Genomic DNA, 22688 nt, shown 5'->3' with positions numbered 1-22688 from the left:
CGCCAGTTTTTTTTAAAGCTCAATCATTTTTTTGATTGAGCTTTTTTTATTTATAAACTAATAGCATTAGAAAATAATTGAATACAATAAATTGGAGGTGCAGTGTATTCTTTTTTTGTAGAAAATACGTCTGTATAGTATTTAAAATTTACTCTTGGAAATTAGACACTTGTTGAGAAAAACTAAGTCGTTATACCATTTTTAGCGCTATGTTCATCTGAGAAATAATTGCTTTAAGTTATATTTATACACATTTGGAACTCAATTAAAACCTACTTAAAATTCCCCAATGAATCTTAGTATCGCTAAATTTCACGGGGTTTCCAAATTCATTACCATTTGAAATTTGGAACGTCATTAAGCCAATTGGCAGAAAGAAATTAAAACCGATTCCGAAGCTATAAAGCTTAGGTTTCAGTGATAAATTTTTGTTGTTGAGTTGGCCATATTGTGCAAAAATATCAAAGAACGATTGGCTTCCGACCAGATACCGGTATTCCGCACTTCCGTAGTAGTAAAAGTCTGCCAATAGTGTATTTTCATTAAATCCTCTAAAAGAATTCCAACCGCCAAATCGCAACAATTCGTTGGTCACCAGTTCGTTTTTCGAATTGATTAATGCGGTTTCGGCTTTTAAATTGAGATAATTATTTCCTGAAATATAGAAATTTCTTTCGCCCGAAAAGTAAAAATTATTTTGGGTGACGTTGACGTTTTCTTTTGAGTAATTAGTCGAAAAGTAATCCGCTTCAGCGCGTATTCTTGTTTTATAAAGAAATAATTGCACATCCGACGGTTCATTAAATTCGTACCAAAGTCCAATTCCTTTTTTGCTGAAATCCTTAGCCTGAGTATATAAAGAATCCATCACAACGGACGTTTCGAAGGTTCCACGAAGTCCTAATTTTTGTCTGTTGCTCAAATGAAGATACAAACTTGGTAGAAATTTTACATTAGCAAAAGTTGAATCCTGGCGATAAATATTAATATTGATATTTGTACCGAAATTGGACTTAAACAGATAAGGAATATCCGTTTTCAAATAAAAAGTTTGTCCTTTGTCCGGGTTTCTCTGCCAGAAAACATTCACTGTTTCAAAAGCATTAAACATATTTTTAAAGTTCACATTTAAACTTCCGTTGAATGTGAATTTGTCTGAATTGTCATTTCCAAAACCTATAATTCCATCGAATGTGTTTGTTTTTTTCTTTTTCAGAAACAGGAAAACTTGCGTGGAATCTTTCGTAAAAAGAGTTTGAGGTGGTTTTTCTAAAAGTAAAAACGGATGATTTTGCAGTGATTGATTAATTCTCAACAAATTTTGATCGTCATATTTTTTACCCTGAAATTCTTTTTCAATATTTTTTATAAACCTTTTGGGTACTTTTTCGTAACCTGTTATTACGAAACCGTCAATATTCCTCGGATTTCCTTTGATAACTGTAATCTCAATTTGTGGAATATTATTTTCCATCCGCAGGAATTTAGATTTTACGCGGTTGAAAGTAAATCCTTGGGTTCGATAATTCTCATTAATCACTTTTTTTAAAGAATCGAGATTTTTGGTGAAAAATTGATTTGCATGGTTGGTGTTTTTAGCAATTTCGTCATCAACTTTTACCAAAGCTTCATTGAAATTTTTTCCCTTATCGAAATAGATTTCCGTTTTGGTTCGATCTTTTTTAACGTTTGTGAGCTGAGTTAAATAATAATTATTCTGAGAAAGTGAATCTAAAAATTTGGTTGCTGCGATGGAATCTTTAGCTAAAGTTTTTTTCTGAGTTTGGATATCGATCAACCAAAACTCATGCTGCTGTGCTTTGAAAATAACACAGAAGAATAGTAAAATTATGAATGAAATTTTTTGCAAGAGAAACGTTTCACAATTGGAACTCAATTTACGGAAGATTATTATATTCTGAGTATATTTTTTTAATAATCCATATTTGAAATTTACGTGATGAGCATTAGTTTTCTTTCGCTTAATAAATTATTTCTTTACCTTTAAGGATTAAAAAATTTCTCGTTTTTCCATACATTTATGAAGAAAGTAGGTTTGTTTTTCGGGAGTTTTAATCCCATTCACATTGGTCATTTAATTTTAGCAAATTATATTCTCGAAAATTCGGATATGGCGGAATTGTGGTTTGTGGTGAGTCCGCAAAATCCTTTTAAAGACAAAAAAACTTTACTTAAGGATCACAATCGATTGGATATGGTACAACTTTCAGTAAAAAATTATCCGAAAATGCGGGCATCGAATGTTGAATTTTCCTTACCCAAACCGAGTTACACGATCGACACTTTGACCTATTTGAAAGAGAAATATCCGGATCATTCGTTCGCTTTGATTATGGGAGAAGATAATTTGAAAGGTTTACCAAAATGGAAGAATGCAGATAAGTTGATTGAAAATTATCAAATCATTGTTTATCCAAGACTTTTTGCAGGTGAAAAACAAGAAAATGAATATTTGAAGCATGAAAATATTTCGATGGTTAATGCGCCAATTATCGAACTTTCCGCGACTGAAATCAGAAATATGATAAAAAATGAGAAAAATGTTCGCCCGATGTTGCCACCTGAAGTTTTCGAATATTTGGATGGAAGTAATTTTTATAAATAGAAATCAGAAAATTTAGAAATGAACATTATCGAAAAATATTTTTCACGTTATTCGGATCAAAAACTCATCAAATGGTTTAACCAAATCTGTTTATTAGAAGCCGTTTCCTGGTTTTTTCTTTTCACGGCGATGATTTGGATCCGTTATGATCGAGAAGGAATTTTGCCCACGATTTACATTATTATCATCGGAAATATCCACGGATTATTTTTTACACTTTACCTTTTAATGCTTTTACCAATGAGAAAAATTTATCAGTGGGATGATGAAGATAGCGTTTTTGCGTTGGTTTCTGCATTTTTTCCGTTTGCTACGATTTGGGTTGAAAAAAAACTGGCTCAGTTTAATCGGGAATAAAGCGATTTTAAGAATTTAAGGATTTTAAGAGCAATTTTTTTGCTTTTTTTTTATGTTTGAATGTAACGAATAGTACATTTTGGTTGTCTAATTATATGAGATTAAAATTTTATTGAAATTTTTGACATTGATAATCAATATGTTACATCGATAAATTTTATTTATTTACTACTTTGTATTGCATATTACTAAAATATTGACATATCTTTGCAATGTAAAATTAATAACCCAACTAAAAACGATAACCAGAAAAGAAGAGAAGGAAGAAATTTTAAAACTAAAACCAACTTCAACCTCAAAAACTAATAACCGCTTCCTTCTTTTTCTTTTTTAAAAAACTTAAAACCATGAAAAAATTACTAATCACCCTCTTATTCCTTTCCGGAATCGTAGCTTTCGCACAAGAAGCTCCGAAGAAAGATTCTGTAAAAACCCAGAACATCGAAGAAATTTCGATGACGAAAAAAGTGTTTCAAAAAAAATCGGACCGATTAATTTTTGATGTCGCCAATTCGCCAATCGCAAAAGGAACCAACTCGTTTGATCTTTTGAAAGACACTCCAATGGTTTCCTCTACCGACGAAAAAACTTTGAAAATTTTAGGAAAAAACAACGCCACGATTTTCATCAACGGAAAAAAAAGCAATATGGATGCGGAAGCGATCATCGCAATGTTGAAATCCACACCGTCGGAAGATATTTCGAAAATTGAAGTGATCACAGTTCCTTCTAGCGAATTTCAGGTGGAAAGTAATGATGGAATCATTAATATTGTCATGAAGAAAAAAATGAGTGATGGCGTGAACGGTACACTGAAAATGGAAAATAACCAAGGATATTTCAACAATTCTTCTTCGGCACTTTCAGTTAATTTCAGAAAAGGAAAATTGGCCGGAAGCGGGAATTTGAATTTTGGAAGCTGGACACAAAGACAATATTATCAACTAGCAAATGGTGACAATACCTTCGCACAAACCACCAAAGGAACAATTACTGATCCTAATTTGAATCTTGGCGGTTATATTAATTTGGATTACGAAATTTCAGCAAAACAAAATTTGGGTTTTTCTTACAATAATCGGTTTAATTGGAGTTTAAATTCTATTTCAGATTTATATAATGAAGGAAAGGATCTTATAGAAAACACTATTCGCAGAACAACCACCAATAATGTTGAAGATTCTCGTACTAAAAATCATTCATTTAATTTGAATTATGAATGGAAAACCGATGATTTGGGCAGTAAATTAATGTTAAATTCTGCGTATCTTACTTATCATAGAAATCAGGAAAGCGTGAATGTGACGACCGATTTCGATACTCAAAATATTTCGCGAAAATTTCAGCAAATAACTCCACAAATCATTAATAATTATGGATTTATGGCGGATTATATTCAAAAATTCAAAAAAGAAACCACACTTTCCTTCGGAGGAAGTTTCAATAAAACAAAAACCGATAACGACACTACTTTAGAAAGTATTATTCCACCAACCGGGATAGATGCGGAACAATCTAATCATTTTGTTTATCATGAAAACATCATTGGTTTTTATGCGACTTTGGAAAAAAGCTTTAGCGAAAAATTATCCGGAAAAATAGGATCCCGACTTGAAATGACCAAAAGCAACGGCGAAGTTCTTGCTAAAGATCAAAGTTTCGACAGAAATTACAATAGTTTCTTGCCTTATCTTTCTGTAAATTATGCCATTAATAAAGACAATAATCTTTCTTATGCCTTTTCTAGTCGAATAAGGTGGCCATCTTTCTGGCAATTGAATCCGACGAGAATGTATCTTACAGAAAATAATTATGTGCAGAATAATCCTTTCATGAAGGCTTCAACTTACTATAACCAAGAGTTGAATTATATGTTGAAAAACTCCTATTTTGTGGTTTTGAATCATAGCTATATTACCGATGTTTCGGAACAGATTCCACTCCAAAGAAAAATGGATGGCGTTACCGAATTGCGATATATCCGAACCAATTATGGCGATAAACAAGAGTTTGGTTTAACTGTTGGAATGCAAAAAATGTTTTTCAAAGGAATTTGGAATGCCAATTATACAGCAACCGTGAATCATAATATTTTCAATGGAATTGTAAACACAGATCCGATCACCGGAGATGTTTTTCCAGCTTTTGTTTTAGATAAAAAAACGACTTTTGGCTTAGTACAATTCAACAACGATATTCGGCTTTCTTCTAAAAAAGATTGGTATTTCGGACTTAAATATTTTTATTTAACCTCGCAGGAAATCGAGTTTGGAAAATTGGGCGCTTTACAAAGTTTAGATCTTTCCCTGAAAAAAATCTGGAAAGATTGGACATTTCTCTTAGAAGGCAGCGATATTTTAGGACAGAATAAAGTAGATATTGACAGCAGACAAGACAACGGATATTACAATATCGTGAAGCAAAACCAGTACAATAGACAAGTAACTTTCACAGCAACTTATAATTTCGGAAACCAAAAATTGCAAAAAATCCGAAAATCTCAAAACGCAAACGACGAAATCCGAAAAAGAACCGGAGGATAATTTTCAGAACATTTATTTTTTCATTTAACTAAAAAATCACCGAAAATTTTCGGTGATTTTTGGTTTTAATTTGAATTAATGTATTTTCTTTTAAGAAATTTAAGATGAAGATTTCGGCAAAAAAAACTTCCGCCAACATGCATCTTGCGCTTCCGCCGCCGTTTACTTCGATGGTATTGAGGTCCGAATAAATGATTTCACAATATTTTTCGATGGAATTTATTTGTTCCGGATTCAAAGATTGATAAGCAGTTTGGCTCATTACCAAGAATTTTTTTCCTTCGGAATTTTGTATCTGAAGCATATTTCCAGCGAATTGTTGTAATTGATCTTCAGAAATTTCGATGATTTCTTTTCCGCTGGATTTGATGACTTCTTGAACTTTTTCGCGTTCCAATTCATCATCGATACAATCGAGGCAAATTACCACAAACTGATCAGCAACGCACATCATCACATTGGTGTGGTAAATCGGTAATCTATCGTCGCCCGCATTTTGATAAGAATGAAAAACAATCGGCGTAAAACCATATTTTGCGCAGAATTCTTTGAAAAGTTCTTCATCCAAACGAAGAGAAACTGAGCCATAAGCAATTTTATTGTCGTGATCGAAAATCATGCTTCCTGTTCCTTCCAAAAATTTATTTTCATTTTCAGAAGCGGTAAAATCATCGATTTCCGTGATTTCGAAACCATTGTTTTTAAGGATTTCCAAAATATCCATTCGGCGTTCTGCTCGTCGGTTTGGAGCAAACATCGGGTACAAAACTACCTTTCCGTCTTTGTGGAAACTCACCCAATTGTTCGGGAAAATGGAATCCGGAGTGTATGGTTCCAAAGTATCTTTCACGGCAATCACATTGATGCCTTTATTTCGAAGTTTTTCTACAAAATTATTGAACTCAACGAGAGCTTTACTTTGCGTATTGGCACCTTTTTGCTCCACTTGGAAATAGTTGTTTTCCGCAGTTTGGGCATTGTATCCGAATGCAACTGGCTCAATCATGAGCACGGTGTTTGTTGTCTGCATTTTTTAAATAATTTGAATCTAAAAAGAAATTTATTCTCTTACTAATGGCAATGTGGAACATCTGAGTAGCCCGCCCATTTTCGAAATTTCATGGTATGGGATTTCCTCAACCGTCATTCCCCATTCTTTGCGAAGATGGCTGTTCAGACGGGTAAAACGCTCATCAGAAACTACAATTTCCGGTGAAATCGAGAAAATATTAGGATTCATTTCGAACATTTCTTGTTGCGTCACATGAAAGCAATTTTCTTCCCCGAAAATATCGATTAGAAGTCGGTAATCGCTTTCGTCCACAAATCCGTCTTTGTAAATAATGCATTTGTCTTTCCCAACCGGATTGAACGTGCAATCCAAATGTAAAATTCCTTCAAAAGGATTGGTGTCGTTTTTTTTCAGTTCCAGGTCGATAATTCTTTTCTTCGGAAAATATTCTTTCAGGATTTCAATCGCATATTCATTTGTTCTCGCGGTTTTGAAACTGCGGTAATCTTCGGAAAAACAAGTCCCGATGAACAGGAAATCGTTACATACAATTACATCACCACCTTCAATATGAGCACTGTCGGGTAAATTGATAATTTTTTTCCAGCCGACCCGGGCAAAGATTTTTCGGTAGGCATCCTGCTCGTCATATCTATCCTGAATGATGTTTGAAATAATCATTTTATCATCAATCACGAAAGCGACATCGCGCGCAAAAACCTGATTATAGTTCTCAATAAGGTGCGGTCTGTAGACCTCCACATCGTGTTTTTTCAAAACTTTTTCGAAGGCAGTCATCTCATCGACGATATCTTTTTCCTGAGGATAAATCCCGTTTTGTAAGGAATGATAGGATTTTGCATCATAGCTGTCTTCTAAAGAATGGGCCGGACCCATAGAATTTGGCAAGCCAAGTACAACGGATTTTAGTTTCGATGTTTCGTTGGTAATTTTAAGTTTCATAAAAAAATAGTGATGGTAACAAATTTAAACAAAGCAATTGAGGTGGAGAAATTTTTCCGTAATTTGGGTTTGATGACGATTTGGCAGATGATTTTATTGATTTTATGACAATAAATCCTGATGAGTTATTTATCAATTGATTGGTATAATTTTGCTTAAATTTATCGCTATAGAGAGGATTATCATTAAAATTTTATAATTCTTGTTAATTTTTCGTTAAAGTTGAAACAAAGCATTTTTAAATAATACTCATTTAGTATTAAATTTGAACTACAAAAAATAAATTTAGTTAATAGATTATGGACATAAATAATACATTAAAAAAACTGATTCCTTACACCTTTGTAGGTGTAATTTCCGGGGCTACCACCTTTGGAGCAATTCACTATTTCAGTGATAAAAATTCCGATTCCGAGTTTTCCTATTTTGCACCCAAAAACAATGATGCCAAATACGCATCATTTAATATGACCGGCGTTGGTGACGACTTTGTGAAAGCGTCTAAAATGACTGTTCCGGCGGTAGTTAGTATTAAAAATTACTCAAACAGAACGTCTCAACGAAGCGAACAGGATTTGTTTGATCAGTTCTTCGGCAATCCCTTTGGCGGACAGCCAAAACAGCAGCAGGCACCGAAAGACATGCCTTCGGGAATGGGTTCCGGAGTTATTATTTCCCCTGACGGTTATATCATTTCAAACAACCATGTAGTAGCAGGAGCGAGTAAACTTGAGGTGGTGCTTTCTAACAAAAAATCGTACGTCGCTAATTTGGTAGGAACCGACCCGACTACAGATATTGCGCTTTTAAAAATTGAGGAAAAAGGACTGCCTTACCTTAATTTTGCCAATTCTGATAATGTGGAAGTTGGGCAGTGGGTTTTGGCAGTCGGAAATCCGATGGGTCTGAATTCTACGGTAACTGCGGGTATTGTTTCTGCAAAAGGAAGAAGTATTGATCTTTTGAGCCAGCAGTCCAGAACACCGATCGAAAGTTTTATCCAAACTGATGCAGCGATTAATCCCGGAAACTCCGGAGGTGCGCTGGTAAATCCGAATGGTGAATTGATCGGTATCAACTCGGCAATCTCATCAAAAACAGGATACTATGAAGGTTATGGTTTCGCAGTTCCGGCTAACCTTGCTAGAAAAGTTGTTGAAGATATTAAGAAATTCGGATTGGTGCAACGTGGATTCCTTGGTGTAAAATCATTGGATTTGTCAGACACACGTCAGGTTTCAATTTATAACCAACAAAACAAAACCAACATTAAATCCGGCGATGGTGTTTATCTGATCGAAGTCGTAGATAAAGGCGGAGCTGAAGCTGCTGGGTTACGACCTGGAGATATTATTACTAAAGTTGATGAAACAGCGGTCTCTAATTATTACGATCTCTCTTTCGCAGTTGGAAGCAAAAGACCGGGTGATAAAGTTGCAGTAACTTATTTAAGAAACGGCAGAACAAATACCGTGAATGTAACTTTAAGGGATGAAAAAGGCGGAACATCATTCAGAAGCAAAGCGGACTTGAGTGTTACTGAAAAAATTGGTGCAGAGTTTGAACCTTTAAGCGAACGTTTCAAAACTGATTACGGACTGACTAGTGGTGTTGTAGCGAAAAATGTAGTGGAAGGAAGCGAAATGTCCAAAATTGGAATTGTTGATAATTACATTGTCATCGAAATAAATGGAAAACCTGTCAATTCCCAAAAAGATATTGAAAAAATTCTTCAGGGTTACACCGGAAACGTTCAGGTAAAATATGTTGATGAATACGGAAGAATTACCACAAGAGGTTTCAAAATGCCTTAAATGAAATTTAAATAAAACAAAAAACGCAACTCATTAAGTTGCGTTTTTTTTGTGCTGTATTTTTCTTGTATTTTTCTTCTTTCTTTCATAAATGACCTCGGTAATCTTCCCGCCGATCCATGCAAACGGAAAAAAAGTGAGGAAAATAAGGATTTTATAAAAAGTAGGATGATAAGGGAAAATAATAATATCGAGCATCGCAATAAATAGCAAGATGAACCCAATCAAAATTGCATAAGCCACTTTTGCATACTTCACTACAATCGCAGTAACAACTCCACCAACCGTAGCAGCAATTCCCGAGGAAATCAGCAATGCGACAAAGAAATAAGGTTTATGTTCCACTGATTTCAGCAAGGTTTCCCAGCGCTTAAAAGGTGTGAAATCTTCATAAGTAATCCACGAGGAATTGAGTCTTATTCCCAAAGTAATGATGAGTGCAGCTACAGCAAGCCCAATAATAACCGCAAAAGTGTTTCGAAGAAAATTCATTTAAAATTGATGAGCAATCATGGAAATTTCAATATCAACATTTTTTGGCAAGCAAGAAACCTGTACCGTTTCTCTCGCCGGATAGCTGTCCGCATCCAAATAGGATGCATAAATATCATTCATCACCGCGAAATCGTCCATGTTTTTTAGAAAAATGGTTGCTTTAACAACATTTTTAAAAGTCATTCCAGCTTCAGTAAGGATCGCTTCCAGATTTTTCATCACTTGATGCGTTTCCTTTTCAATGCCTTCTACCAACTTACCATTTTCGGGATTTACAGGAATTTGGCCGGAAATATATAAGATTCCGTTGGCAAAATTTGCCTGTGAATAAGGTCCGATAGCAGCGGGAGCATTGGTAGTAGATATTATTTTTTTCATGATGACATAATTTGAGCAAATATAAAACTTATGTTTAATTCTTTAAAATGTTTTAGAAAGGTGCATTCGGTTGGGTGAAACTTCTGTCCTTATATTTCAGCGCATCTCGCAGGATGTTGGCTTTAATCCCGATGAAAAAATCGTACACTTTGTACTGTCCATAAGGAATCCAATTGAAATTTATCGTGAAACTCCTTTGATCTCGCGAGAAACCGATCTGCGTATTGGCAATTTCTTTGGTAATTACGTCGTAGTAAAGGTTTCCGGTAATATTCCAAAATGGGGTTAGCTTGATACTTCCGTCCAAACCTACCGAAGCCATTTTATTTCCAAAACGGGTTAAACTTCTTGTGTAGCTATATTGGGCATTCACATTTAAGGTCCAGGGCTGTTCGAAACGAGAATAATTATCCTCATCAAAGTAATAATTCTCATTGCGGATTTCGCCTTTTTTATTATATTTTTTAGATGCTTCTTCCTTATCTTTCTTTTCGAAAATTGTGCTACTAAGCGGGTAAGAAAGTTGAGCATTGAACCCTTGAACGCTGAAATGCCCAAAATTATCAGTTCGGATTCCGGTATTTTCGCCTGGCGTAAAAACAATCTGATAAGGTTCCAATGTTAATCCAGTATTCAAATTTAATTTATCGAATATATTGGTTTGCCCGCTGAAGGTAAACATCGACCATTTGTAGATCGGTGCAGCGAAATTATAACTGGTATTAAAATTTAAACTTTCAAAAATTTTAATTTTTTTGATTCCGGTGGAGTCTTTTTTCGATTTCACTTTCATTTCCAAATTGTTATTAATCGAAAAAGTCATCGCTTGTACCAGTGCCGAATTCGGTGATCCCACGATTCCGCGATCGAAAATAGAGTAGGAGGTCATCTCGCCGCGATCGTTGTAATAATTTTTATAATAACCAAAATTCGATGCAGAGAAATCTGGAGAATAACTAAAACCAATTTGTGGCGTCATCATGTGTCGGATCGCCTGAATTCCAGATGTTTTCTTGAAATTCAACATTCCGTATAGTACAGTTTGCAAACTCGCACTTGTTGAAAAAGAGGAATAACCTGCAATTTTTTTATTCAGAACATCATCCACGGTGTTGGTGAGTGGATTGTATGTTCTCGTTAATGTTTTTGTGGTCAGCGCATTGTCAATATTGGCTGAAAGAGAAAATGTGAAATATTTTGCAATAGTGGTATTGGTTCCGAGAGCAATATTGTTTTTTAGTCCGGTTTGCATTTTGTCCCACATCGTGGAGGTGAAAAGCTCACCTTCATTGGTTTGTACGTAATTATTAAAGTTTAAGCCTGTATTCACCGTGATGTTTTCTAAAAGACCTTGTCGAACACCGGTTTTTGGTTTAAACAGATAGAACTGATTAATCGCCACATTTAAAACCGGCAGTTTCAAATCCGCCAATCCGGTGGAGAAATTCTGGGAATAAGAAGATGTTCCGGTAATGGTAATGGGCAAAGTGAGGAACCGTTTTACAATACTTATCGATGAGTTTTGTTGCGCATTCAGGTTGTTTTGGTTGAATGCGTAGTTGTTGTTTACCGTATTATTATAAAATTTATTGCTCACCAAATCTACCGAAGCCGAAAAAGTAAGGAAAGGATTGGCTTTCGCATCTTGTTGATGTCTCCAAGCAATTCGATAGGTTGAAGATTTGGTGTAATCCGAAAGTCCTTTGATCCCACGAACGGTGGTGCCGATATCTGCGGAGAAATTCCCGGTATAGCGATAGTTTTTTTTGTAATTAAGTTCGGGTCGAAGGTTCCAGCTCCCTTTTGTATAAAGATCAGCAAGGATTTTTAAGTCAAAATGTTCCCCAATCGGTTGATAATAACCTAATCCGTTCAGGAAAAAACCTACATCTTCTCGCTCACCAAAACTTGGGATTAATATTCCTGCGCTTCTTTTATCGGAAAAGGGCAAAATGGCAAACGGCATAATCAGTGGAGTAGGAACTTGTTCGATATACATTTGTATAGGTCCTGTAATCACTTGAGATTTTTCTTTTCCTTTAATTAGTTTAATATTTGGGGCGAGCAAATAATAATCAGCAATGGTATCTTTTTTCTTGATAAAATATTCATCGGTAGTATATTTTCCTCTTCTCATAAAGAAGACAGAATCGTTATATTTCTTAGTTTTTTCCGCGACAATCACGCCTTCACTTTCTTCCGTTCTTGCATTGAAAGCAATGGCTTGGCGGGTTTTAATATTATAAGTGAACTCGTCGTATTCGTAGGTTTTCCCGGCCTGGGTGGCCATTGCCGGATTTTTTATTTTGCCTAAAGAATCCAATTCTCCTCTCGCAAAAATGAGCGATTTATCCCAATCGATAGAAATATAATCGGCATCAATTTGCATATCCTGATATTTTACCTGCGCTTTTTTATTGAGGTAAGTCATCCTTTTTTGGATATCGTTCCGGATGTTGTCTGCCTTTGTTTCTACCACAGACTCAAGCTGTTCCTTTTTTAGAACGACGGTGTCAGATTTGCGAATTGTATCGTTAACTATCTTGTTTTCAGACAAATTTTGAGCATTGTAATGTGCTAAAAAACTGTTAAAAATTAGGATAATTAGAATATGTAATATATTTTTGAAGCTCGTTTTGGCCAAGGCAATAATTTCTGTAATTTGTGGTCAAAATTAGCATAATTTTTAAAATCTCAAGATGATTACCCATAGTTTTTCTTTTAAAAAATATTTTTTATTCGTTTTTTTCCTTTTGTTTAGCATCAGTGGTGCACAAAAAAAGTTCACCATTGTTTTAGATGCGGGGCATGGCGGTTCCGATCATGGTGCCAATCGCTACTATAGTGAGTTGGGAACGTTGCGTGAAAAAGATATTACACTGTCTGTTGTTTTGAAAATAGGGAGAATGCTAGAGAAGGATAAAGATTTCAAAGTAATTTACACCAGAAAAATTGATGAATATCCTTCATTGACTGATCGAACTACGCTTGCTAATCGGAGTAAAGCAGATTTGTTTATATCCGTTCACGTGAATGCTAACGTTAAAACTTCACCTTACGGAACTGAAACTTTTGTGCAAGGTCCAGACCAGAATAAAACAAACCTTGAAGTGGCAAAAGCAGAAAACGATGTGATTTATTTGGATGAAAAAGACCGGCAAATGTTTGCTAGCTATGATCCGAAGTCTCCGGAGTCATTAATCGCATTGAAAATTCAACAAAGTAAGTATTTGGAAAGTAGTTTGCTGTTCGGGAGTTTTGTGGAAGGAAATTTCGCGAATAAGGATAAAAGATTTTCGCGGGGAGTAAAACAACAGAATTTGCACGTACTTCGATTAAATGCGATGCCGTCGGTGCTTATCGAGACCGGTTTTATCAGTAATTATGAAGATGCGATGTATTTGGGATCTGACAGAGATCAAAATGAAATTGCAGAAAGTATTTATGATGCGATACTAAGTTATAAAAAAGCAATCGGCAGAAACGATACAATTGCAAAAAGTGAAGTCGAAAAACCTGTTGAAAAGCCACTGAAAAATGATTTTAGAATTTTGTTAATGTCTTCTCCGAGCAAATATAATGATAATGATCCCGCACTAAAAGGTTTAAATTACATTCTTACCATAAAAGAGAATGGATTGTATAAATATTATTACGGAACAACCAATTTCGCCTCCGTACGAGACAATAATATAAAAACTGCGAAGGAAGCTGGATTCCGAAATGCTACCTCGATCTCTTTTGTTCCCAACCAAAAATTAGGAATTGGTTATTATACCATAGAAATCGCCGTAACTGAGCAGAAACTTAATGCAAACTCTTATATGTTAAATACCTTAAAAGATGTGGTTCGCACGAAGGAAAATGGCAAATTCTACTATACTTACGGAAGATTCTCAAGTTTGGAAGAAGCCGTAAAAGCCCAAAAAACATTAGAGGATAAGGGAATTAAAAATACCGTGATTCAGAAAAATTTAAAATAATTTTTTAAAAAGTATTGTGCGTTTAAAAAATAGTTTCTATTTTTGCAGTCCTCAAAACAAAGGCCTATTCGTCTAGTGGTAAGGACTCAAGATTTTCATTCTTGCAACAGGGGTTCGATTCCCCTATAGGCTACCAAGAATGAAAATTCTGAAAAAAAGTGAAAAAAATATTTTGTAATTAAAAAAAAGAATTATATCTTTGCACCCAAGTTTTAGAAGATATGGCAAATCATAAATCAGCTCTGAAAAGAATCAGACAAAGCGAAAAGAAAAGATTAAGAAACAGATACTATCACAAGACTGCTAGAACAGCTTTGAAAGTACTGAGAAATGAAGAAGACAAAAAAGTTGCTGTTGAACAGTTGCCAAAAGTAATCTCTTTGTTGGATAAATTGGTGAAGAAAAACATTATCCACAAAAACAAAGCTGCAAACTTAAAAAGCAAGTTGACTAAGCACGTTAATAAATTAGCGTAACCTTATAAAAAGACGCACGGCCCGTTCGTCTATCGGTTAGGACCTCAGGTTTTCATCCTGGTAAGAGGGGTTCGACTCCCCTACGGGCTACCAAACTTCCGAAAATTTTTTTTCGGAAGTTTTTTTATGTTTATATTTGATTAGTTATTTTGTACTTATGAAAATACTCATTATCAATGGTCCCAACCTTAATCTTCTCGGAACGCGTGAGCCAGAAATATATGGCAATATTTCCATGGAAGATTATCTCGAAACTTTGAAATCAGATTTTAATCAGCATCATATAGATTTCTTCCAATCTAATGTAGAAGGTGAACTCATCAATCGAATGCAACAAGATGATTTCGATGCATTGGTGATCAATCCTGGTGCTTACACGCATTATTCGTATGCAATCGCGGATTGTCTTAAAAATATTCCGAAACCCAAAATTGAGGTTCACATCAGCAACATTTACAAGAGAGAAGAATTTCGGCAAAAATCGGTTACTGCACCGAACACGGATGCAGTGTTGAGTGGTTTTGGACTGAATGGATACCGTCTAGCAATTACGAATTTACTTCTAGAACACCATAAGGAATGATTATTGATGAGTTGTAAGAAAAAATTATGAAGAATTTTCTTCCAATCATTGCTCTTGCGGTTTTGGTGTCTTGCAAAAAAGATGTTGAACATGTTACCCAAGTTTCCCAACAAAATTCTGAAAATACCATTTCTGATAGTACAACTAATTCAAACATAGAAAATCCTGAATATTCCGGAGTTTTCAATGTAATCCCACAAGATATATCGGCCGAGATTGGCCGAGCAATTTTCACGCAGGAAGGAAAAACACTTTTCTATTATGACCAAAATTCCAACCAAGGAATCATTAAAATTGATGGAAAAGATTATACTTTAAACCGATTTGACTTTAATGAAAATAATTACACTTTGTACGGGAATAATGTAAAAATTGAAGCAACGAATGGCGATTTCAAAGATACAACAGGCGATTGTGTTTACGGTGATTTTCAGGAAGTGAAGGTTACCTTAGATCGTAAAACGCTTAATATTCCTAATATTAAAGTTCAAGATTGTCCAAATTTCTAAACGACTATTCTCGTTAGCTTTTTTTTTTAGACAAATGTCCATTACGCTTTAAAATTGAAGGCTCATCTCGTTTATAATTTTTCTAAAGAATTGTATTTATAAGATACAAAATCCTATTTTTGAGAAATGAAGGCAATTAAAATCGTTTCCCACAACCATATTCAAGAATTTTTAGATTTTCCGGGAAGGCTCCTGATGAACGATCCAAACTACATTCGGCCGCTTGATCAAGATATTGAGCAGGTTTTCGATGTGAAAAATAATAAATTTTTTCGTTCAGGAGAATGTGAAAGATTTCTTTTTGTGAATAACAAAGGTGAAACCGTAGGGAAAATTGCTGTTTTTATCAGTAAAAAATATAAACAAAGTCAGCCAACCGGCGGAATTGGTTTTTTCGATTGTATTAATGATCAAAAAACTGCAGATTTTATTTTCGATTTTGCAAAAAGTGAACTGCAGCAAAAAGGAATGGAAGCGATGGACGGGCCGATTAATTTCGGGGAACGCGACAAATTTTGGGGACTTTTGATCGATGGATATAGCGAACCGCTTTATGGGATGAATTATAATCCGCCTTATTACAAAACGCTTTTTGAGAATTATGGTTTCCAAATTTATTTCAATCAATTGTGTTTTGGAAGAAAAATTCATGATCCAGTTGCAGAAATTTTTTTGCAAATGCATGCGAGAATTTCAAAAAATAAGAATATTTCTGCTCGAAGAATGAAGGTGAAAAACCTAAAAAAATTTGCAAATGATTTCACGGAAGTTTACAACAAAGCTTGGGCAAGCCACGGAGAAGGAAAACAACTTTCAAATTTACAAACGCTAAAACTATTCACCACTTTAAAACCGATCATCAACGAACATATTTCGTGGTTTGTTTATGAAAAGGAGAAACCAATCGCTGTTTGGATGAATATTCCCGATCTTAATCAGTGGTTGAAATACTTGAATGGAAAGTTTAGTTTATGGCAAAAATTAAAATTTCTTTTCGTGAAAAAGTTCAAAACCAACAAGAAAATGGTAGGTTTGGTTTTTGGAATTGTTCCCGAGTGGCAACGAAAAGGTATCGATGGATATATGATTTGGGAAGGCACCAAACATTTCCGTGAAACGACTTCTTTTGAAGATTACGAAATGCAATGGATCGGGGATTTCAATCCGAAAATGATGAAAATTGCAGAAAATTTGGAAACTGAAGTCACTCGAAAATTGGCAACTTATCGCTTTCTTTTCGATAGAGCCAAAGAATTTGAAAGGCACAAAATACTTTGATTTTTTTCTAAATTTTTTAATGAAACTTTACATCCCGAATGTTCAGGAAATAAGTAACGTTTCCTTTCCAATGATTTTCCTCGGAGGTAAAGGCGATATCGAAAGTTTTTTCGCGGAATTGATCAGCGAATTTTCCTAATTTAAAGCCAACACATTCGATGTTTCGGCCGGTTGAATCTTGTTTAATGTAGAATTTGATGTGAGTTGCATCTTTTCCCATCGTTTTTACGTATCCGGCGACTTTTTGATTTTTTAAAACCAAAACCGGTTTCATATTATGAGGTCCGAAAGGGGCAAGTTTACGATGGAAATTGAAGAAATCTTTGTTCAAATCATCTACTTCCACTTCTGAATCGATAGTGATGCTTGGTTCTTTTTGGTGTTCTTGGATTTTTTCGGCAACTACTTTTTCAAATTTTTCTCGGAACAAATCGAATTTGTCTTTTTCCATAGAAAGTCCTGCAGCAGCGGGATGACCACCGAATTTGGTGAAAAATTCGGAGCAATTTTCCAAAGCGTCGTGCACATCAAAATCCGCTACCGAACGCGCAGAAGCAACCAATTCTCCGTTATTTCCATCGGTGAAAACCAAAGTAGGTTTGTAATAGTTTTCAATAAGTCTTGATGCTACGATTCCGATCACCCCTTTGTTCCAATTGGAGCCATAAACGACCGTTGTGTAATTTTCAAGTTGGTTGGTTTCTTCGATTTGTAAAAGCGCTTCCGTGGTACTGCTCATGTCCATTTCTCTTCTGGAATCATTGAGCGTGATGATATCGTTGACGATTTGTTGGGCTTGTTTCAAATTATCAGAAACCATCAATTCTACAGCTGCTTTTCCGTGCGATATTCTTCCCGCTGCATTAATTTTTGGAGCAATTTCGAAAACGATATTTGAGATTTCAAAAGTTGCTAATTTATCTTCCGGAATAAGCATCCTTAATCCCAAATTTCTTGATTTTCTTAAAACCTTTAGACCTTGTTTTGCCAAAACTCTGTTTTCGCCCGTCATCGAAACGATATCCGCTGCGATGGAAATGGCTAGCAAATCGGTGAGTTCAAATAATTCTGCCTCCGGAATTTTATATATTGTATTGAGTCCTTGGCATAATTTAAATCCAACACCACAACCCGAAAGTTCTTTGAACGGATAACGGCAATCTTTTCTTTTTGGATCTAAAACGGCAACGGCTTTAGGAATTTCTTCTCCCGGCAAATGGTGATCGCAAATGATGAAATCTACCCCTAGATTTTTGGCGTATTCAATTTTATCGATGGCTTTTATTCCGCAATCGAGTGCGATTATTAGTGCAAAATTGTTCTCTTTTGCAAAATCAATTCCTTCGTTAGAGATTCCATATCCTTCAGAATTTCGATCTGGAATATAAAAATCGAGATATTTTTTATCTACAATTTTACTTAAATAAAGGTACATGAGAGCAACCGCCGTAGTTCCGTCGACATCATAATCGCCGTAAACCAATATTTTCTCTCCGTTTTCTATGGCAGTTGCGATTCGGTCTACCGCGAGCTGCATATCTTTCATCAGAAAGGGATTGTGGATATCGTTGAGATTCGGTTTGAAAAATTCTCTTGCTTTCTGGTAATTATCAATGCCGCGAAGAACAAGGATTTTAGATTCAAAAGTTCCAAAACCAAGCGAGGAACTTATTCCATCGACCGTATCGGCATTGGGTTCGGGCTTATAAATCCATTTTTGACTCATCATGTTACAAAAATACGAAAAAAAATGTTGGGAAATTGGTGGTTTCTGAGTTCGTATTTCGATAAAAAAAGCCGTTCAAACTGAATCGAACGGCTTTAAAATAAAAATTATTTGTATTTAAGAATACATCTGTTGTTGCAATTCTTTCACTTTCTTGTCGGCCAAATATTCATCGTAAGTCATTTCTCTATCGATAATTCCTTTTGGGGTAAGCTCAACGATTCTGTTACAAACAGTTTGTAACATTTCGTGGTCATGAGAAGAGAGTAGAATTGTTCCTTTAAAATTGGTTAAGGAGTTGTTCAATGTTGTGATACTCTCCAAATCCAAGTGGTTGGTTGGTTCATCAAGGAGTAAAACATTGGCTCTTTGCAACATCATTCTAGAGAACATGCAACGCATTTTTTCTCCTCCTGAAAGCACTTTACAAGATTTTAAAGCTTCGTCACCCGAGAAAAGCATTTTACCAAGGAAACCTCTCATGTATTCTTCATGGCGTTCCTCGTCATTTTTGGTGAATTGGCGTAACCAATCTACTAAATTGATGTCTTCTTGGAAGAAATCCGTATTGTCGAGCGGCATGTAAGATTGTGTAGTCGTGATTCCCCAATTGTAACTTCCTTGGTCAGGTTGCGCGTTACCTCCTAAAATCTCGAAAAATTCGGTGATTGCCAAACTGTTTTTAGAAATAATCGCAACTTTGTCGTTTTTCTTCAAATTCAAATTAATATTTGAAAATAGAAGTTCGCCATCTTTTGTTTTTTCTAAATCTTTTACTTCTAAAATTTGATCTCCTGCTTCACGTTCTGTATCGAAAATAATTGCCGGATATCTTCTAGAAGAAGGTTTAATATCGTCGATGTTCAATTTATCGATCATTTTCTTACGAGCAGTTGCCTGTTTTGCTTTCGCTACGTTGGAAGAGAATCTCGCGATGAAATCTTGAAGTTCCTTCTTCTTTTCTTCAGCTTTTTTGTTGGCTTGCTGACGTTGTCTCGTTGCAAGTTGCGAAGCTTGATACCAGAATGAATAGTTTCCGGTGTAAAGATTTAATTTTGCATAATCTAAATCCCCGATGTGTGTACAAACGGTATCAAGGAAGTGACGGTCGTGCGAAACTACAATCACTGTGTTTTCATAATCGGCCAAGAAGTCTTCCAGCCAGGAAATGGTGTCGATATCAAGGTCGTTAGTAGGTTCATCAAGAATCAGTACGTCCGGATTTCCAAAAAGTGCTTGAGCCAAAAGAACTTTTACTTTGTCTTTATTTTCAAGTTCGCCCATCAATTGATAATGCATATCTTCTTTAATGCCGACGTTGGAAAGCATCGTCATTGCATCAGATTCCGAGTTCCATCCACCCATTTCATCATACAATACGCCAAGTTCTCCAGCTTTGATGCCATCTTCATCAGAGAAATCTTCTTTAGCATAAAGTGCATCCATCTCAGCTTTGATTTCGAAAAGTTTTTTATTTCCTCTCAGTACAGTTTCGAGCACCGTGAAATTGTCGTAAGCAAAGTGATCTTGTTCCAAAACCGACATTCTTTTTCCTGGTTCCAGTGATACCGAACCAGTAGTTGGGTCTTGTTTTCCGGTTAATATTTTAAGGAAAGTAGATTTTCCAGCGCCGTTTGCACCAATAATTCCGTAGCAATTTCCCTTGGTAAACATGATATTTACTTCATCGAAAAGTACTCTTTTCCCGAATTGTAAAGATAAATTAGATACTGTTAACATATAGTTTTGTAAATTTGTTGCAAAATTACGAAAAGAAAACGGTTTTTTTTACCATTTACAAGATTCGTTGGTTATAATTATTGGTAGCAGATAATTATACATTATGATAAAATTTTGTTAATGTTAAAAAAAAATTAATTTTTTTTTGAAACACCAAATTTGATGTTCAATGAAGATAGAAAAATCAATTAATATTTTAAATAAACGAGCGAGATTCGAGTATGAGATACTTGAAGAAATCGAGGCTGGAATGGTGCTTACGGGGACTGAGATCAAATCGTTGCGATCTTCAAAGGCGAGCATCACCGAAGCGTTTTGTCAATTTATTGACGGGGAATTATATATCATTAATATGATGATTGATGAGTATAAATTTGGAACTTTTTATAATCACAAAACAAAAAGGGAACGGAAATTGCTGTTGCACAAAAGAGAGTTGCAGAAGTTTGAAAAAAAACTTAAAGATGTAGGAAATACTATTATCCCTTTAAAATTATATATTAATGATAAGGGCAAAGCTAAGATTCTTATTGCACTTGGAAAAGGGAAAAAACTCTTTGATAAAAGGGAATCTATAAAAGATAGAGAAAACAAAAGAAATCTTGACCGAATATTAAAGAAAAGTTAAAAAAACAATTAAAATCTTTGTTTATAAAGAAAATTTATATTTATTTTGCATTATCAATTATTTAATCATTTAATTCTATGAAAAATCTAAAATTAGGAATTTCAGCATTGGCACTTACTGTTGCCTCTACTGTTTTCGCTCAGACCACTAGCAACCCGTGGTTAATCGGTGTTGGTGCTCACGGAGTAAATCATGTTGCTGTCGGAGCAGGTGACTTAGGTACTACACTTGGAACTGCTTTTGGTGGTGACGATGCGAACAGATTGTACAATATCAATAATTTTACAATTACTCCTCCGTTATCTAAATTAACAGTAGCAAGAAACTTAAATAAATATTTAGTTCTTGACTGGCAAACTTCAGTAGGAAATGTAGACAACAAGAGAATCGGTATGGGAAAAGAATTTTTCCTAATGACAGGTTTAGGTCTTCAATTTAAATTTAATGGCCTTTGGAATGAAGAGTCTTGGTTTGATCCATATTTAAGAGTAGGGGCTAACTATCTAAGACACGATTATTCAGGAGTAACTTTCCCTGTTTATGACGCTTATCACAACACTTCGTATGCAGGTTTCTCTAACAATGAGCCATATACACAAAGAAGAAAAGATCATTTTGCAGTTAATGCTGGTTTAGGATCTAACTTCTGGATCACTAAAAACTTTGGTTTAGGTGTTCAAGGAGATTATGTATCTACACCTATCGATGATTCAGGTCTTGCTAACTTCTGGCAAGCTTCTGCATCTTTATTATTCAGATTTGGTAACACAGATAGAGATAAAGATGGTATCCTAGATAAAGACGATTTATGTCCAGATACTCCAGGTTTAGCTCAGTTCCAAGGTTGTCCTGATACTGACGGAGACGGAGTTCCAGATAAAGACGATCAATGTCCAGATGTTGCAGGTCCAGTTGAAAACAACGGATGTCCTTGGCCAGATACGGACGGCGATGGTGTAGTTGATAAAGATGATGCTTGTCCAGAAGTTGCAGGTCCAGCGGAAAACAACGGATGTCCTTGGCCAGATACTGACGGAGACGGAGTATTAGACAAAGATGATGCTTGTCCTACAGTTCCAGGTCTTGCTCAATACAACGGATGTCCTAAGCCAGCCTCTGCTTACGCTGAAGAAGCTACAGGTGCATTAGTAGGTATTCTATTTGATTTCAATAAAGCGACGATCAGACCTGAATCTAACTCTAAACTTGATCAAGCTGCAGAAATCATTAAATCTTCAAACGGTGGTAAATTTATCGTAGAAGGACAAACTGATAAAAAAGGTTCTGAAGCTTACAACTTAACACTATCTAGAAAAAGAGCTGCAGCTGTAGTAGGTGCACTAGAAGCTAGAGGAGTTAACCAAAACCAACTTAAATCTATCGGTGTAGGTGAGCAAAAAGCAGAAGTTCCTGAAACAGCTTCTAACGAAGAGAGAATGAAGGATCGTAAAGTAGTAATTATAGCTGCTGATGCTGACGCTTGGGAAGCGATGCAAAAATCTGATTTACCAGTGGTAAAAAAGAAAGTAGTTAAAAAGAAAAAATAATCTTTTTAAGTAATATTTATAGACGCTCTT

The 22688-nt window shown here is 35.3% G+C and carries 19 protein-coding genes and 2 tRNA genes; 13 read left to right on the top strand and 8 right to left on the bottom strand.

From position 1 onward, the window contains the following. Positions 1 to 265 precede the first annotated feature (265 nt). Entirely contained in the window at positions 266 to 1798 is a 1533-nt protein-coding gene (locus AP75_RS01240; RefSeq protein WP_242589738.1) for a BamA/TamA family outer membrane protein, read from the bottom strand. Between the two features lie 243 nt (positions 1799 to 2041). Between AP75_RS01240 and nadD the strand changes: the two genes are divergently transcribed. From nadD to AP75_RS01225, 3 genes are all read left to right on the top strand, one after another. After that, entirely contained in the window at positions 2042 to 2626 is a 585-nt protein-coding gene (nadD, locus tag AP75_RS01235) for a nicotinate (nicotinamide) nucleotide adenylyltransferase (RefSeq protein WP_031502801.1), read from the top strand. An 18-nt stretch (positions 2627 to 2644) separates the two neighbouring features. Beyond that, a complete protein-coding gene (locus tag AP75_RS01230; RefSeq protein ID WP_031502803.1) occupies positions 2645 to 2983 on the top strand; it encodes a DUF3817 domain-containing protein in 339 nt (112 codons plus the stop codon). Between the two features lie 347 nt (positions 2984 to 3330). Then, positions 3331 to 5526, top strand: coding sequence for a TonB-dependent receptor domain-containing protein (locus AP75_RS01225; protein WP_088263422.1), 2196 nt, complete (start codon positions 3331 to 3333; stop codon positions 5524 to 5526). 28 nt (positions 5527 to 5554) lie between these two features. On the opposite strand, the gene ctlX is transcribed toward AP75_RS01225, so the two are convergent. Next, complete coding sequence (ctlX, locus tag AP75_RS01220; RefSeq protein WP_084186099.1) at positions 5555 to 6556, bottom strand: citrulline utilization hydrolase CtlX; 1002 nt, start codon at positions 6554 to 6556, stop codon at positions 5555 to 5557. Positions 6557 to 6586: 30 nt separating this feature from the next. Then, entirely contained in the window at positions 6587 to 7501 is a 915-nt protein-coding gene (locus tag AP75_RS01215) for a dimethylarginine dimethylaminohydrolase family protein (protein ID WP_031502805.1), read from the bottom strand. Between the two features lie 305 nt (positions 7502 to 7806). Here AP75_RS01215 and AP75_RS01210 point away from each other — a divergent pair, with 305 nt between their 5' ends. Next, positions 7807 to 9315 (top strand): trypsin-like peptidase domain-containing protein, encoded by a 1509-nt coding sequence (locus tag AP75_RS01210; RefSeq protein ID WP_031502806.1) that lies wholly within the window; start codon positions 7807 to 7809, stop codon positions 9313 to 9315. Positions 9316 to 9348: 33 nt separating this feature from the next. Here AP75_RS01210 and AP75_RS01205 read toward each other — a convergent pair whose 3' ends face one another. From AP75_RS01205 to AP75_RS01195, 3 genes are read right to left on the bottom strand one after another with little or no spacing between them, the layout of a single operon-like run. After that, on the bottom strand, positions 9349 to 9807 hold the full coding sequence (locus AP75_RS01205) for a hypothetical protein (RefSeq protein WP_088263421.1): 459 nt from the start codon (positions 9805 to 9807) through the stop codon (positions 9349 to 9351). After that, positions 9808 to 10188 (bottom strand): RidA family protein, encoded by a 381-nt coding sequence (locus AP75_RS01200; protein WP_031502807.1) that lies wholly within the window; start codon positions 10186 to 10188, stop codon positions 9808 to 9810. A gap of 52 nt (positions 10189 to 10240) precedes the next feature. Beyond that, positions 10241 to 12832: a putative LPS assembly protein LptD gene (locus AP75_RS01195; protein WP_031502808.1), complete on the bottom strand. Its 2592-nt coding sequence runs from the start codon at positions 12830 to 12832 to the stop codon at positions 10241 to 10243. A gap of 55 nt (positions 12833 to 12887) precedes the next feature. Here AP75_RS01195 and AP75_RS01190 point away from each other — a divergent pair, with 55 nt between their 5' ends. The 7 genes from AP75_RS01190 (at position 12888) to AP75_RS01160 (ending at position 17017) form a co-directional block, all read left to right on the top strand. Next, positions 12888 to 14171, top strand: coding sequence for an N-acetylmuramoyl-L-alanine amidase (locus tag AP75_RS01190; RefSeq protein ID WP_031502809.1), 1284 nt, complete (start codon positions 12888 to 12890; stop codon positions 14169 to 14171). A gap of 61 nt (positions 14172 to 14232) precedes the next feature. Then, positions 14233 to 14307, top strand: a tRNA-Glu gene (locus AP75_RS01185). Between the two features lie 85 nt (positions 14308 to 14392). Further along, positions 14393 to 14647 (top strand): 30S ribosomal protein S20, encoded by a 255-nt coding sequence (gene rpsT / locus AP75_RS01180; RefSeq protein WP_031502811.1) that lies wholly within the window; start codon positions 14393 to 14395, stop codon positions 14645 to 14647. Positions 14648 to 14665: 18 nt separating this feature from the next. Next, a tRNA-Glu gene (locus AP75_RS01175) sits at positions 14666 to 14740 on the top strand. A gap of 64 nt (positions 14741 to 14804) precedes the next feature. Continuing rightward, the gene (gene aroQ, locus AP75_RS01170) at positions 14805 to 15230 is read left to right on the top strand and encodes a type II 3-dehydroquinate dehydratase (protein ID WP_031502813.1); all 426 of its coding nucleotides are present in this window, start codon (positions 14805 to 14807) and stop codon (positions 15228 to 15230) included. Positions 15231 to 15256: 26 nt separating this feature from the next. Further along, a complete protein-coding gene (locus AP75_RS01165; RefSeq protein ID WP_031502819.1) occupies positions 15257 to 15739 on the top strand; it encodes a hypothetical protein in 483 nt (160 codons plus the stop codon). A 126-nt stretch (positions 15740 to 15865) separates the two neighbouring features. Continuing rightward, positions 15866 to 17017 carry a hypothetical protein gene (locus tag AP75_RS01160; protein WP_031502820.1) on the top strand — a complete coding sequence of 384 codons (1152 nt, stop codon included), beginning with the start codon at positions 15866 to 15868 and terminating at the stop codon, positions 17015 to 17017. 16 nt (positions 17018 to 17033) lie between these two features. Here the strand turns inward: AP75_RS01160 and recJ are convergent, their stop codons facing one another. Both recJ and AP75_RS01150 read right to left on the bottom strand, forming a co-directional pair. Beyond that, entirely contained in the window at positions 17034 to 18743 is a 1710-nt protein-coding gene (recJ, locus tag AP75_RS01155; RefSeq protein WP_088263430.1) for a single-stranded-DNA-specific exonuclease RecJ, read from the bottom strand. 117 nt (positions 18744 to 18860) lie between these two features. Next, on the bottom strand, positions 18861 to 20483 hold the full coding sequence (locus tag AP75_RS01150; protein ID WP_031502087.1) for an ABC-F family ATP-binding cassette domain-containing protein: 1623 nt from the start codon (positions 20481 to 20483) through the stop codon (positions 18861 to 18863). A gap of 169 nt (positions 20484 to 20652) precedes the next feature. On the opposite strand from AP75_RS01150, the gene smpB reads away from it, so the two are divergent. Together smpB and AP75_RS01140 are read left to right on the top strand one after the other, a co-directional pair. Further along, positions 20653 to 21111 (top strand): SsrA-binding protein SmpB, encoded by a 459-nt coding sequence (smpB, locus tag AP75_RS01145; protein WP_031502086.1) that lies wholly within the window; start codon positions 20653 to 20655, stop codon positions 21109 to 21111. 77 nt (positions 21112 to 21188) lie between these two features. Beyond that, complete coding sequence (locus AP75_RS01140) at positions 21189 to 22658, top strand: OmpA family protein (RefSeq protein ID WP_088263420.1); 1470 nt, start codon at positions 21189 to 21191, stop codon at positions 22656 to 22658. Positions 22659 to 22688 lie beyond the last annotated feature (30 nt).

The sequence above is a fragment of the Kaistella haifensis DSM 19056 genome (assembly GCF_000735695.2).
GTDB lineage: Bacteria > Bacteroidota > Bacteroidia > Flavobacteriales > Weeksellaceae > Kaistella > Kaistella haifensis.
Note: the sequence above shows the minus strand (reverse complement) of the source record. Positions and strands in the feature narration are given on the sequence as shown.

Coding starts and splice junctions, on each gene's coding strand:
- AP75_RS01230 (WP_031502803.1), top strand. CDS start 2,645: ATGAACATTATCGAAAAATATTTTTCACGTTATTCGGATCAAAAACTC.
- AP75_RS01140 (WP_088263420.1), top strand. CDS start 21,189: ATGAAAAATCTAAAATTAGGAATTTCAGCATTGGCACTTACTGTTGCC.
- nadD (WP_031502801.1), top strand. CDS start 2,042: ATGAAGAAAGTAGGTTTGTTTTTCGGGAGTTTTAATCCCATTCACATT.
- AP75_RS01215 (WP_031502805.1), bottom strand. CDS start 7,501: ATGAAACTTAAAATTACCAACGAAACATCGAAACTAAAATCCGTTGTA.
- aroQ (WP_031502813.1), top strand. CDS start 14,805: ATGAAAATACTCATTATCAATGGTCCCAACCTTAATCTTCTCGGAACG.
- recJ (WP_088263430.1), bottom strand. CDS start 18,743: ATGAGTCAAAAATGGATTTATAAGCCCGAACCCAATGCCGATACGGTC.
- rpsT (WP_031502811.1), top strand. CDS start 14,393: ATGGCAAATCATAAATCAGCTCTGAAAAGAATCAGACAAAGCGAAAAG.
- AP75_RS01200 (WP_031502807.1), bottom strand. CDS start 10,188: ATGAAAAAAATAATATCTACTACCAATGCTCCCGCTGCTATCGGACCT.
- AP75_RS01225 (WP_088263422.1), top strand. CDS start 3,331: ATGAAAAAATTACTAATCACCCTCTTATTCCTTTCCGGAATCGTAGCT.
- AP75_RS01150 (WP_031502087.1), bottom strand. CDS start 20,483: ATGTTAACAGTATCTAATTTATCTTTACAATTCGGGAAAAGAGTACTT.
- AP75_RS01160 (WP_031502820.1), top strand. CDS start 15,866: ATGAAGGCAATTAAAATCGTTTCCCACAACCATATTCAAGAATTTTTA.
- ctlX (WP_084186099.1), bottom strand. CDS start 6,556: ATGCAGACAACAAACACCGTGCTCATGATTGAGCCAGTTGCATTCGGA.
- AP75_RS01205 (WP_088263421.1), bottom strand. CDS start 9,807: ATGAATTTTCTTCGAAACACTTTTGCGGTTATTATTGGGCTTGCTGTA.
- AP75_RS01190 (WP_031502809.1), top strand. CDS start 12,888: ATGATTACCCATAGTTTTTCTTTTAAAAAATATTTTTTATTCGTTTTT.
- smpB (WP_031502086.1), top strand. CDS start 20,653: ATGAAGATAGAAAAATCAATTAATATTTTAAATAAACGAGCGAGATTC.
- AP75_RS01165 (WP_031502819.1), top strand. CDS start 15,257: ATGAAGAATTTTCTTCCAATCATTGCTCTTGCGGTTTTGGTGTCTTGC.